General features: G+C 41.1%; 11 protein-coding genes. 7 read left to right on the top strand and 4 right to left on the bottom strand.

Annotated features, from left to right (window positions below):
• Positions 1–266 precede the first annotated feature (266 nt).
• The 3 genes from AC5590_RS01900 to AC5590_RS01890 all read right to left on the bottom strand — a co-directional run bounded on the left by AC5590_RS01900 (position 267) and on the right by AC5590_RS01890 (position 3,680).
• Positions 267–1,022, bottom strand: coding sequence for an ABC transporter ATP-binding protein (locus tag AC5590_RS01900; RefSeq protein ID WP_169262885.1), 756 nt, complete (start codon positions 1,020–1,022; stop codon positions 267–269).
• Between the two features lie 121 nt (positions 1,023–1,143).
• Positions 1,144–2,331: an FtsX-like permease family protein gene (locus tag AC5590_RS01895; RefSeq protein WP_169262884.1), complete on the bottom strand. Its 1,188-nt coding sequence runs from the start codon at positions 2,329–2,331 to the stop codon at positions 1,144–1,146.
• Positions 2,332–2,408: 77 nt separating this feature from the next.
• Complete coding sequence (locus AC5590_RS01890) at positions 2,409–3,680, bottom strand: glycosyltransferase (protein WP_169262883.1); 1,272 nt, start codon at positions 3,678–3,680, stop codon at positions 2,409–2,411.
• A gap of 115 nt (positions 3,681–3,795) precedes the next feature.
• On the opposite strand from AC5590_RS01890, the gene shc reads away from it, so the two are divergent.
• Complete coding sequence (shc, locus tag AC5590_RS01885) at positions 3,796–5,712, top strand: squalene--hopene cyclase (protein WP_169262882.1); 1,917 nt, start codon at positions 3,796–3,798, stop codon at positions 5,710–5,712.
• 702 nt (positions 5,713–6,414) lie between these two features.
• Entirely contained in the window at positions 6,415–7,701 is a 1,287-nt protein-coding gene (locus AC5590_RS01880) for a hypothetical protein (protein ID WP_169262881.1), read from the top strand.
• Positions 7,702–7,820: 119 nt separating this feature from the next.
• Here the strand turns inward: AC5590_RS01880 and AC5590_RS01875 are convergent, their stop codons facing one another.
• A complete protein-coding gene (locus AC5590_RS01875; RefSeq protein WP_169262880.1) occupies positions 7,821–8,537 on the bottom strand; it encodes an SDR family oxidoreductase in 717 nt (238 codons plus the stop codon).
• Positions 8,538–8,677: 140 nt separating this feature from the next.
• Between AC5590_RS01875 and AC5590_RS01870 the strand changes: the two genes are divergently transcribed.
• The 5 genes from AC5590_RS01870 (at position 8,678) to AC5590_RS01850 (ending at position 12,515) form a co-directional block, all read left to right on the top strand.
• Entirely contained in the window at positions 8,678–9,253 is a 576-nt protein-coding gene (locus tag AC5590_RS01870) for a hypothetical protein (protein ID WP_169262879.1), read from the top strand.
• A 448-nt stretch (positions 9,254–9,701) separates the two neighbouring features.
• Complete coding sequence (locus AC5590_RS01865) at positions 9,702–9,845, top strand: microviridin/marinostatin family tricyclic proteinase inhibitor (protein WP_169262878.1); 144 nt, start codon at positions 9,702–9,704, stop codon at positions 9,843–9,845.
• 94 nt (positions 9,846–9,939) lie between these two features.
• On the top strand, positions 9,940–10,098 hold the full coding sequence (locus tag AC5590_RS01860) for a microviridin/marinostatin family tricyclic proteinase inhibitor (RefSeq protein ID WP_169262877.1): 159 nt from the start codon (positions 9,940–9,942) through the stop codon (positions 10,096–10,098).
• Positions 10,099–10,391: 293 nt separating this feature from the next.
• Positions 10,392–11,387, top strand: coding sequence for an MvdC family ATP-grasp ribosomal peptide maturase (locus tag AC5590_RS01855; RefSeq protein WP_169262876.1), 996 nt, complete (start codon positions 10,392–10,394; stop codon positions 11,385–11,387).
• Between the two features lie 147 nt (positions 11,388–11,534).
• Complete coding sequence (locus AC5590_RS01850) at positions 11,535–12,515, top strand: MvdD family ATP-grasp ribosomal peptide maturase (RefSeq protein WP_169262875.1); 981 nt, start codon at positions 11,535–11,537, stop codon at positions 12,513–12,515.
• The last annotated feature ends 205 nt before the right edge of the window (positions 12,516–12,720 follow it).

Below are 12,720 nucleotides of genomic sequence, written 5' to 3'. Positions count from 1 at the left end.
ATTTATGCATTGACATAATTGCAGTTATATAGTTTAAATTCACGCATATTAGACAATTTTAGTATTCTTGCCCCACGACAGAATACAAATTCTCGGCTACTGGTACTTCTTGCTTATTTGTAAATTTCTTTAAAACTTGGAAGAGGTTGTGCATAAATAACTCTGAAAGATGTGTATTAGCAACCTAAATATAATATTCAACGGTACATCTTATTAGTACGCATGTTCTAATAGCTCTTGATAGGACAAGAGCGATTTTTTGTTTATTATTTCAGTACTCCATCTTCCATATGCGCTACTCGGTCAGCTAAATCTAAAATCCGGGGGTCATGAGTCACAATGAGTACTGTGCAACCTTGTTCTTTTGCTAGTCCACGCAATAACTCCATAACCAGATGTCCGCTGTGAGAGTCTAAAGCAGCCGTTGGTTCATCCGCCATAATAATCTGTGGAGAACCAGTTAAGGCACGGGCGATCGCAACTCTTTGTTTTTGTCCTCCCGACAAATCACGCGGAAGCAGCTTTGCTTTATCAGCCAGTCCAACTTGTTCCAACAAAGCTTGTGCTTCCTTGCGTGCGGATCTTCCACGAATCCCTTTAACGTTCAAGGCTGTTTCTATATTCTCAATAGCCGTTAGTGCTGGAAACAAGTTAAAATCTTGAAAAATAAAGCCAATATTTTGTCTTCGGAACTTAGCTAGTTGAGTTCGAGACATTCTCGTAATTTCTTGCCCAAGTAAATAAACATTGCCAGCCGTCGGAGTCAAAAGTCCCGCTAAAATAGACAGCAAAGTTGTTTTCCCTGAACCAGAAGGTCCCATCAGAATTTCTATATCACCTTTTTGGATCTCCCAGTAAACTTTTTTCAAAATTTGAAGCTGCTGCTGCTTAGAATTGATAACCATTCCCACGTTTTTGGCAATTATTGCCCCTCTTGTGGTGAAATTCATTTGATATTTGCTCTGAGCAAACTTCTCAAATTTCTTTTTATAATCAGCCATCTCCTCAAATTCTTTTGTCATATATAGTTTTTAATTATTAGTTGATATTTGTTGAGTGATTTCGACTAGACTTTAAACTTATTTTTTTGATTTTGTCATAATTGACACTAATTTTTTGTAAACTTAATAAGTACCAATAAAACTATCCTTTAAAGACAATTGCTGGATCAACGCGTGTAACTTTTTGAATTGCAAAAACAGCAGAACCGACGCACATCAAGACTGTAATTCCGAAAACAACGAGTGCTGATACTGGTGTAATTAAAATGACAATTCCCTGTGTTGTTGATGTCCAAGCTGCTACTCCTACACAAAGAGCGATTCCTGGTAGATAGCCTAAAATTGCCATCCAGATTGCTTGCTCAATAATCACATTATAAATAAACCAGTCAGATGCCCCCATCGCTTTGAGGGTGCCAAATTCTTTTATATGATCTGTGACAGAAGCATAGAGAATTTGACTCACTACAACTGCCCCAACAACAACGCCTACTACCGCACCAAGACCGAGAATAAATCCAATTCCAGAGCGAACCTGCCAAAAATCTTGTGTGATTTTAGACATTTCTTGGCGAGTGTAAGCACGTGTATCTGGCAAAGCCTGTTCCAAATCCCGCTTCAGTTTCGCAATGCTTTGACCTCGTTTTGCCTTAACCAAAACGAAGCTAATTTGGTCTTTTGATACTGGTTTTTTCGCAGAGGAACCGACGTTATTTGGAGAAGCTGTTGTCTGAGTACCGTAATTTCTATAAGTATTGGCAGTCTCTAAAGACGTGAACATTAAAGTTCCGAAGACAATTGATTGAGTTCCTTGAGTGAAACCCACTAACTTTGCGGGAATGTTGTTAATTTCTCCGACTTCACCCAACCTTTTGAGATCAATAGAATTCAGGTTAGTTTTGTCAATCATAAAACGGAAAGATTGTTTCAAGTCATTGAAACGACCTTCAACAATATTTGACCTATCAAATAACATCCCTTGTGGATCTGCACCAACCAGCGTAATAGAATTAATCTTATCTGTTGCAAGTTCATGCCAAAGTCCACCATCAATAATCACAGCTTCAGCTTTGGCAACACCTTTAACTTTGCTCGCTTTGGTAACTCGTTCGTAAGGAATTGGTAGAGTTAGCCATAAATGCTGCATATTTTTTGAAGACACCCAAATATCAGCACGAGATTGATCAATTAATTGGGAAGAAGAACGAGCAAATCCATATTGCAAACCTGTTTGAATCGTAACTAAGCTAACAGCAAATAAAATTCCCGCCTGCGCCACCAAAAAGCGAGGAATGTCTTCCAGTAAATTCTTACGAGCAATTGAAGCCATAAAATGAATTTAGTCATTAGTCATTGGTCATTGGTCATTAGTTGTGCTACTAATTACTCACTGGGCTAACTAGTACCTTAAGTTTTAGAATATACTCTTCCTTTCCAAGTTCCTCCTCGCTTTTGCCAATGACGCACAGCCGAGTCTATAGTCATAAGCGTATATAGGAGCGCAATTCCTGGAAGACAGAGTGCAAACCAGGGTGAACACCTATAAAATCGGATGGTAGGCAAGTAAGCGCAACTCATAAGTAGCCAGCTTAATAAGCCAACACACGCGACAAGCCAAGTTCCGGTGAGCAAACCGAAGATTGCACTCACAGGTGGAACTATGTAAACAAGTATCATCCCGATGACTGCTAAAATTAACAGCCCTAAAGAATAATGTAACTGCGTAAAGGCAGTTCGGGCTACCATGTCCCAAACTGTTGACAGCGAGGGATAAGATCGCAAGCTGTGGGTTAAGTCGTCTAATCCTAGCCAAATTTTGTGAGACGAGGAGAGGGAGGGAAGGAGTGAAGGAGTGAGGGAGGGAATATTTTCTTCTGCTTCTGGTGCTTTCTCAATCGCCTCATGGGGAAGTTTGGTAAAACGGCTAGACTTTACTGCTTGCCCTAAGGCACAATCATCAATGAGTGCATTACGGACGACTTGAATACCACCAATCCGGGTTAAAGCTTGACTCGCAATTAAAATACAACCACCGGCGGCGGCGGCTGTTGGCTTTGTAGAATCATTCACCCAGGGAAAGGGGTAAAGCTTTTGAAAGAAAAAGACAAATGCTGGAATGAGAACTTTTTCCCAAAAACTTTCACACCTCAACAGCACCATGAGAGAAACAAGTTCTAAATTTTCTTGTTGCGCCTTTGTTACCAAGGAACGGAGATTTTGAGCATCATGTTCAATATCGGCATCTGTCAGAAGAATATAGTCAGGTGGCAGTGTCAGGGTTTCTACATATTCGATACCTTGGTGTAACGCCCATAATTTGCCCGTCCATTCAGCAGGCAAAGGTTGTCCAGAAAGGACGTGTAATTGCTGAGTCCTGTTTAATTCTTGGGCAACACTAGAGGCAATATTTGCTGTTCCATCAGTACTGTTATCGTCTACCAAAACGACAGTGAAAGAACCAGGATAGTTTTGGGTGAGAAGCGATCGCAAACTAACAGGTAGTAATTCAGCCTCATTTCTGGCAGGAACTACCGCACAAATGGCAGGGAACTTTTGTAAATTTGTTTCCTGTCTTGTTAATCGTTGGTCACAGCGCCAAAATTGACCCCAAAAACCTAGTAAAATCACCCAAATTACTAAAGATAGAACAGAAAGCCATAGTCCAATTTCACCGCTCATTGTGTTTTCTTTTTTTCACATAGAAAACACATTACAATGTCACGATTAGAGAAGCAAAGATTTTTCTTGTTACAGCTAACAAGAAGCAGATGTGGTTGAGGAGTAACGGAAACGGATGCAAATTCAAGATAAACAGACAGTTTCCCGTGTTAAGGATGCTATCGCCAAAAATCAGAACTATCTTCTTTCCATTCAATATCCTGATGGATACTGGTGGGCGGAGCTAGAATCTAATGTTACCATCACTGCTGAGGTTGTCCTCCTTCATAAAATTTGGGGAACAGACCGAGAAAGACCATTACACAAAGTTGAAGCATACCTACGTTCTCAACAACGGGATCACGGAGGATGGGAACTTTTCTACGGAGATGGAGGAGAACTGAGCACTTCGGTTGAAGCATACATGGCGTTGAAGTTGCTTGGTGTACCAGAAACAGATGCCGCAATGGTGAAGGCGCGGAAGTTTATTTTAGAACGTGGTGGTATCAGTAAAACTCGCATTTTCACCAAGTTACACCTAGCCCTGATTGGATGCTACAGCTGGCAAGGTATTCCTTCTTTGCCACCTTGGGTGATGTTGTTGCCCGATAATTTCGTGTTTAATATCTACGAAATGTCGAGCTGGGCAAGGTCAAGTACTGTTCCTCTGCTGATTGTTATTGACCGTAAACCTGTTTTTAAAATTAATCCAGCTATCACCCTGGACGAACTGTATGCTGAAGGTCTCGAGCAGGTCAAATACGAGTTGCCCAGCAATGGTGATTGGACAGATTTATTTATTACTCTTGATAAAACTTTTAAGTTAGCAGAAACTCTAAATCTGGTTCCTTTTCGTGAAGAAGGTATTCAAGCTGCAGAACGTTGGATTTTAGAACGGCAAGAAGCAACGGGCGATTGGGGTGGTATTATTCCTGCCATGCTGAATTCACTGCTAGCTTTGCGCGCTCTGGATTATAACCCAGCCGACCCCATTGTAGAGCGAGGACTACGAGCAGTTGACAATTTTGCCATTGAAACTGCGGATACCTACACAGTGCAGCCTTGTATTTCCCCAGTATGGGATACTGCGTGGGCAATGCGAGCTTTAATAGAGTCAGGTTTAACACCAGATCATCCAGCTGTCGTTCAGGCTGGAGAATGGTTGTTAAGCAAGCAGATTCTAGACTACGGTGATTGGGCGATTAAAAATAAAAAAGGAAAACCGGGGGCTTGGGCGTTTGAGTTTGACAACCGCTTTTATCCAGATGTAGACGACACAGCTGTTGTTGTCATGGCTTTGAATCAGGTGAAACTGCCGAATGAAAAATTGAAGCAAGCGGCGATCGCCCGTGCTGTCAACTGGACTGCATCTATGCAGTGTCAGCCCGGAGGTTGGGCAGCATTTGATTTGGACAATAATCAAGAGTGGCTCAACCTAGTTCCCTATGGTGATCTCAAAGCCATGATTGATCCAAACACCGCTGATGTCACCGCTAGAGTTTTAGAAATGTTAGGCAGTGGCAATTTGTCAATAGACACACGTAACCAAGAACGGGCAATTAGCTATCTCATACGCGAGCAAGAAACTGAGGGTTGCTGGTTTGGTCGCTGGGGAGTAAATTACATTTATGGAACCAGTGGAGTACTTTCGGCTTTATCGTTAATTGCGCCAGAAAAGACGCAAGTCAGTATCGAACGAGGTGCTGCTTGGTTAGTTGGGTGTCAAAACTCAGATGGTGGCTGGGGCGAAACTTGCCGCAGTTACAATGATCCAGCCCTCAAAGGACAAGGTCCCAGTACTGCTTCTCAAACAGCTTGGGCAATAATAGGCTTAATAGCAGCAGGTCAAGCAACTAGCAAGTTTGCAAAGCTTGCTATGGAGAAGGGAATTAACTACCTGTTGGAAACTCAGCAGTCTGATGGGACTTGGTACGAGGCAGATTTTACAGGGACAGGGTTTCCTTGTCATTTTTATCTGAAGTATCACCTCTATCAACAATATTTTCCTTTATTAGCTCTGGGTCGCTATCAAGCGATATCAGAATTGTGGTGAGAAGCTGGGTTACAGTTTAGGCGTCTGGTGAAAATAATGTAGAGACGTTACGTGTAACGTCTCTACAAAAGTTGTAGACAACGCACAACAAATTTCTGGAGATGTCTGGGGATATTCTGACTACTGTGTTCTGAGTTCTTCATGAACCTCCTTTGCACAAGCGTTCTGATTTTATCGGCACCGGATCTGTTTTGTGTGTGGCAAAATAAAAAAACCCCCTCGCTCGCGGGCAGGGGGAAAGGGCTGTAGTGAATCTAGGCACTAAACTGCCTAATGATTATATAAATACCAGTGAAATTAACTTATGCAGTTGGAAGTGTTCCCAAAACCTGAGACTAGACGTAATTAGTGCTCCGGACTTTAGACTAATTTTGAGCAGAAAACGTCAAATTCTTTACATATAACGAATTTTGGAGAATTACCTCATTTGATAGTTAAGTAAAGGTCGCGAAGCTCAAAAGCCTTACAGAGACTAGAATTCTGAGAAATTTTGCATTTTTTTCAACTTTAGTATGACTTGATCTACAAAGTTTGTTCATCAAAACTCGATTGCGAGTCCTCAGCAACGAAACGCCGCATTTCTTCTACACCCCTATACCCCTACACCCCTATAGCCTTACCCCCTTACACCCCTTTTTCCTGACTTTTCGTTTGTTTGCATCAGTCGTGTATTATTGACCAGTTGCATTAATTCTCAAATTTATGAGTATTCCATTTCATCAAAAACTCGGACTCACAGTCACTTTTGCTACCTCATTATTTATCGGTTTAGCCAATAGTAATCTGTCTGCTCAGTCAAAAACCAAACAGTGGGAAAATTCTGTCCCACCTCAACAGCAAAATCCCTTAGACTCAAGTCAAAAAAAGACTCTTTTGGTTCAACAAACCTCATCTCAGAATTTAGACAAACAAAACACTCGTCCCTCTGAGCAAAAGTCAGGAGCAACATCAACATATTATCAAGTTATAGACGAGTTAAAAAAATATAAATTTAGTGTTCACGGAAATCAGGTGTTCACTTCTGGAAAGTTACCAACGACGAAAGTTAATTTCAATCAATCAGACTTACTAACAGTTCTGGTTAACACTAGAAAGTATTATCAAAATTACGCTTCCGAAGACCAAAATGTTCTACGCACGGGAGTACTTGCGACTCAAGGAGTGACTGTAGAAGACATTCTTAAAACCTTAGACTTCATGATTAGTGTTTTGCAAGAAGATATTGCTAATAATCGAGCAACTCGTTTACAAGATTCTAATTTTATTAACACTAACTTTCGTGTTATTAAATGGTCTGCTTATCACTCTCCAAACTCTAGTAAAAAGCAATTAAGAATTACAAAATATGCTGTTTTTACTCATTCAGCTTCTCACAAAAAAACTTCTAAATATAACATACCACTTTATAGCTTAAAAGATAACTCAATATCTGAAAAGTTCTATACAAAATATACAAAGCAGGATGTGTTATCAGGTATTTATGAACAAGGTGGGAAAGAATATGGAAAAGTGGAACCTCTTGCTTACTTAACCCGAGAAGGTTTTGAAGAAGCGCTGATGGAGGGAACAATACTTCTTAATTTTACGGATGGTTCTAAAGCGCTTTTTAATGTAGATAGAAGTAATGAAATGCCTTATCTTCGAGGAGTCGCAGCTACATCACAAAAGCGCTATTGGTATTTTAGACAAGTGGATGATATCAAAGGTTATGGATATAAGATAGATGCAAAAATTTCTATCAAACCAGGAGTGACTTTTGCAGGAGATGTCTTAAATATTGGTTTAGGTAGAGTGATTGTTCTTGAGTATCCTAAAGGTGGACGCAAACAACTACAACTAGGAGTCCTTGCAGATACAGGTGGGGCATTTTTACCTAATCTCCATCAACTCGATTTTTTGGCAGGTATTTTTCAAGGTAGACAAGATTTTGGGCAGTATACTAGGCAACTACCTGAATATGCTACGGCATATATTTTAGTGAAAAAGTGAACAAAGAGTTTCAGGACTTACGCAAAAATAACGTAGTTACGTCATTGCGACGTAAGTCGTAACTACAGTCTTGTTCTTTCGTAACTCGTGCGTAAGTCCTGGGTTTTTTCAACCACAATCTAATACTCCTGTATTAGTGGATGAAGCATCAGTTCATCAATGACTACATGTGACGGTGCACTGAGCGTATAAATAATGGCATCAGCAACGTCGTATGCGCTCAGCCATCCTTGATGTGCGGAATCTCCCTGAGGTTGTGCATGGAATGATGTGTCAACCAAACCTGGAAAGATAGTGCTTACCTTAATGCCAAATCGTCGAACCTCTTTGCGTAAAGCCATCGAGAAGGCATCTTGAGCGAATTTTGTCGCACAGTAGGCAGTTCCTCCGTCAAACACCCGTTTTGATACATCGGATGCAACCATCACAATGTGTCCGTTTCCTTGCCGCTTCATATGCGGCACAACCTCACGCGAAAACAAAAAGGTACCTGTGACATTAGTATCAAAAAGCTGCTGCCATTCCCCAAGAGAATACTGTTCAACTTCGCCAAATTTTCCTATGCCTGCATTGTTCACAAGAATATCAATGGAACCGAAACGTTCAAGGCAGTGTTGAACGGTAGAGACAACAAAAGGTTCTGCGGCAACGTCCCCGGCAAAGACTTCACATTCATGTCCCTGCTTTTGTAGGTGTGCTTTGAGTTCACCTAAGAGTTCACTTGAGCGAGCAACTAACGCAAAGCGAACCGTATTATGTGTTTCAAGCCTCGACACCAGCGCTTTGCCGATGCCTTTTGTGGCTCCTGTGATGAGGATTGTTTTATCTTCTAGCATGAATACATTACTCTGCTATGGCAAACAAGTGCAAACCATTTTTTGGTCTGGCATTGTTATCCTTCTTTTCTACAACAAACATCTTAATATGCAATATTTCTACATTTAACGACACAATTTAACTATGAAGAGACAGTCATATGAAACGATTAATTATTATTATGCTGAAGCGAAACCTCCTCGTTGTCACGTTCATGTCTTTTTTGATACTTATAAGCATGACGATTGTGCAAACTCCTGCATCGTCGAGTAATTCCTTTCCTCAGAACTGGCAAGGCACATGGAGCGGCACAATGTTCAATAGCCCTGTACAAGGGCGGTCTCAAACTGTACCAATGACACTCCGAATTCAGCCAATCTCTAACAATCCCATGCGCTACAGTTGGCAAATCACTTACGGAACGGGGGCGAAAAAGCTGGTACGTAATTATGAGTTAGTTGCTAAGGATCAGGGTGCTAGTCATTTTGTGATTGACGAGAAAGATGGAACTCTCATTGATGCGTGGTGGGTTGGGGACAGACTCTACAGTCAATTCAGAGTCAAAAATAGATTACTCAATACACAATATGAGCGACAAAGTAATCGGCTTCACTATGAACTGGTGACCTATCAGTCGGTGAGTTCTGCCCAAGGGGAGAATGAGCAGCAAAAAGTTCCTTTCGAGAGTTACCAATTACAGGTTGTTCAGTCTGCTGAACTATCGCTCGCGAAGTAGTGATTGTCTCTGGTGTTGATGAAAGGATTTATTTTATTTTGCAGTACGAGTTGCACAGCCCGCTTCGGTAATCAAGTAAGGAGTTTTCCGGCTCCCAAAACCCGTCTTGCAAAATTGCGATGGTTCCAAATCAAGCTTTTTTGGCCCACATTTTATAATCTCCACACACTACATGATGACTCTTTTGTCAACCCTCTTAAGTGTCTTAACTGTCTTAAGTGTCTTAACTGTCTTATTTTCAATTTCTTATACCAATCCCATTTGATTTGTAAAAATTTCCAATACCACCAAACCCTGTTTCTCAAAGGAACTCGGTTCCTCTGTGCTCAGGAATTATTTAAGATTGCTATATCATTATTTCTTAACTGTCTTAACTGTCCTTGCATTTATAACCGGATACCTGCTATACGTTAATTGGGTAACAAAAAAGTCCCAAGGAGAAAATATCATGTCTAAAAATACAGTCGTCAAACCATCGGATGTGAAAGCGGTACCTTTCTTCGCCCGCTTTTTGGAGGAACAAGCATCTCAAGAGTCAAATACTGCTCCAGTCCAGACTTTAAAGTATCCTTCTGATTGGGAAGATTACTAAATAAGTGTGAGCTTAATCTAAAATTAAGGCAGTTGCAGTTGTTAAATAACTAAAAACTCCTGATTGCTATCAACCAAGTTCGAGAGAAAATCCCATGTCTGAAAATACGATCATAAAACCATCGGATGTAAAAGCGGCACCTTTCTTCGCCCGCTTTTTGGAAGAACAAGGAGTTCAACAGTCAGATGAGGATAAGCCACAGACTCCTCCTCCCTTCACTTTTAAGTATCCTTCCGATTGGGAAGATCGTTAAATAAGCGTGTTGTTCAACTAAAATGAAGGCAGTTGGAGTTATTAAATAACTGAAAACTCTTTATTAAGGCGTGCTCATTACCATATTAACGGTACCATTAAATGGTAATGAGCATGCTTTACCAATCAAAGAAAAGTAATAAGTTTTTCCCAAATACAAGTAGAATATTGTGGTGCGTTAGCGAGAAGGCATAACGCATCCTATTGGTGTAGCAAGACTAAATTAAGATTGGATCATTCATTTTTTGGTAGTCTTTAATATATTCGTCGTAAAACTCTTAAAGCAAATGTTTTATGCACTCGTCGCGTGACGTTATTTTATTAATCACTCACAGTGGTGATTTCTTCACAATAGATAGAGTGGCAGAAGCTTTGTCAAAAAAAGGGGCGCAACCATTCCGCCTTGACACTGATAAGTTTCCGCTAGAAGTTCAATTGACAGCACACTTTGAAAAATCCAAAAGCTATCACACGTTGAAGTATGGTACACGCTCTATCAGTACACAGCAGGTGCAAGCTGTTTGGATGCGACGCATTTGGGAACCAGAACTGAGTAAAGAATTGGCTCCACAGTTCCGAGATGCCTGTATTAGAGAATCACAAGCAACTTTGGATGGTTTTTGGGACAGCCTTAAAGAAGCCCGTTGGGTAGATGATTTGGAATGCATAAATGCTGGACAAAATAAACTGCGTCAACTGCGGGTTGCGTCTGAAGTAGGTTTTACTATCCCCCAGACTCTTGTCACCAACAAAGCTGAAGCCGCACGGGAGTTTTTCCAACAAGTCAACGGAAAAATGGTGAGTAAGCTATTAACTCCTCTTTCCTACGGTATGCAAGTTACCAACTCTTTCTTCCTTTACACCAGCACTGTAAAAGAGGAAGACTTGCTTGATGCTGAGTCACTGCGCTATTGCCCAATGGTTTTTCAAGAGCAAATTCCTAAGCAGTCGGAATTGCGGGTGGTGTATGTGAATGGCAATGTCTTTGTGGGGGCACTAGATGCAGATGTTTATTCAGCAGCTAAAGTTGATTGGCGTAAACCTGGTGTTGATGTTGGCGCATGGCAACACCATGAACTTCCTGATGAAGTCGTCAGCCGTCTCAAAACTTTTATGGGTAAATTTGGGCTTTTGTTTGGGGCGTTAGATTTCATTGTCACGCCATCAGGTGAATATGTGTTTTTGGAAGTTAACCCCGTAGGAGAGTGGGGAATGCTGGAACGAGATTTGGACTTGCCGATTTCGAGTGTGATCGCAGATGCCCTACTTCAAAAAAACGATGAAGGCTAAACAGTTACTGTAGGGTATGTTAGGCGCATCATTTGAAATGATTTGTCACGCAAAACATGAGCATAGCGCCCAACGTACCGCGATACAATATGGTGCGTTAGGCTGAAGCCACCCGACTAGTGGTATCAAGATAAAATCTAAAATAAAATGACAGTTTTAATCATTACTTTTAGCAAAGACAACGAGAGTATTCCTCTGGTGATCAAAGCGATTGAGGCTAAAGGAGAAAAAGCATTTCGTTTTGACACAGACAGATTTCCCACTGAAGTGCAGCTAGATATTTATCAGGGTGATTCTGAGCGAATCATTATTACTGATGGCGAACAGAAGCTTGATTTGAGTGAAGTGTCTTCAGTTTGGTACCGACGGATGCGCTACGGGCAAAAAATTCCTGACACGATGGACAAGCAATTTAGAGACGCTTCAATTGAGGAAACTCGCCGCACTGTTAGGGGTATGATTGCCAGCATCAAGGGATTCCACTTCGACAAAATGTCAAATGTTGATGTTACCAATAATAAGCAATTACAACTGCAAGTTGCACGAGAAGTTGGTCTTTTGACTCCGCGTACCCTGACTACAAACAATCCAGAAGCTGTGAAGCTATTTGCCCAAGAGTGTAAAGAGCAGGGTATCATCACAAAAATGCTTTCTTCTTTTGCCATCTATGGTGAGAAGGGAGAAGAAATGGTTGTTTTCACCAATCCAGTTACAGATGATGATCTGGAGAATCTGGAAGGACTGCGTTTCTGTCCGATGACATTTCAAGAAAATGTGCCAAAGGCGCTGGAGTTGCGAACAACTATTGTGGGACACCGTGTATTTACAGCTGCAGTAGACTCGCAAAGTTTGGAGGGATCTGCTTTTGATTGGCGCAAAGAGGGAAGGGCGTTGAGTAACGCTTGGAAACCCTACGATTTGCCGGAAGACGTTGAGAAAAAACTTCTCAAACTCATGGCTTCTTTTGGCTTAAACTATGGGGCAATAGATATTATTGTTACACCGGATGGTCGGCACGTATTCCTTGAGGTTAACCCAGTTGGGGAGTTTTTTTGGATGGAGGTGTTTTCACCACACTTCCCGATTTCCCAAGCAATTGCGGAAATTCTACTAACTACCAAAAAATAAATTATCGAATCTGAATTTGTATAGCCGTTGCCAGGTAGCTTAGGACATGAACTAATACCAGTTATCAGTTACCAGTTACCAGTTATCACTTTCCCTATTCCCTATTCCCTCTTAAGAGCGTCCTAATAGAGTTGGCTATAGCTATATCAGAATTTGTAGTGGTTGTCTTGAATGTTAAGCGATCGCAAGAGAGTAAGAGACGCGT

It is taken from the genome of Brasilonema octagenarum UFV-OR1, from assembly GCF_963888615.1.
GTDB classification, from domain to species: Bacteria; Cyanobacteriota; Cyanobacteriia; order Cyanobacteriales; family Nostocaceae; genus Brasilonema; species Brasilonema sennae.
The sequence above is the reverse complement of the archived record's forward strand: the minus strand, read 5'-3'. Positions and strand labels throughout refer to the sequence as shown.

Bases quoted from the DNA above. Each gene is read 5' to 3' on its own strand.
- AC5590_RS01870 (WP_169262879.1), top strand. From the start codon at position 8,678: ATGAAACGATTAATTATTATTATGCTGAAGCGAAACCTCCTCGTTGTC.
- AC5590_RS01850 (WP_169262875.1), top strand. From the start codon at position 11,535: ATGACAGTTTTAATCATTACTTTTAGCAAAGACAACGAGAGTATTCCT.
- AC5590_RS01860 (WP_169262877.1), top strand. From the start codon at position 9,940: ATGTCTGAAAATACGATCATAAAACCATCGGATGTAAAAGCGGCACCT.
- AC5590_RS01865 (WP_169262878.1), top strand. From the start codon at position 9,702: ATGTCTAAAAATACAGTCGTCAAACCATCGGATGTGAAAGCGGTACCT.
- AC5590_RS01875 (WP_169262880.1), bottom strand. From the start codon at position 8,537: ATGCTAGAAGATAAAACAATCCTCATCACAGGAGCCACAAAAGGCATC.
- AC5590_RS01900 (WP_169262885.1), bottom strand. From the start codon at position 1,022: ATGACAAAAGAATTTGAGGAGATGGCTGATTATAAAAAGAAATTTGAG.
- AC5590_RS01880 (WP_169262881.1), top strand. From the start codon at position 6,415: ATGAGTATTCCATTTCATCAAAAACTCGGACTCACAGTCACTTTTGCT.
- AC5590_RS01895 (WP_169262884.1), bottom strand. From the start codon at position 2,331: ATGGCTTCAATTGCTCGTAAGAATTTACTGGAAGACATTCCTCGCTTT.
- AC5590_RS01890 (WP_169262883.1), bottom strand. From the start codon at position 3,680: ATGAGCGGTGAAATTGGACTATGGCTTTCTGTTCTATCTTTAGTAATT.
- AC5590_RS01855 (WP_169262876.1), top strand. From the start codon at position 10,392: ATGCACTCGTCGCGTGACGTTATTTTATTAATCACTCACAGTGGTGAT.
- shc (WP_169262882.1), top strand. From the start codon at position 3,796: ATGCAAATTCAAGATAAACAGACAGTTTCCCGTGTTAAGGATGCTATC.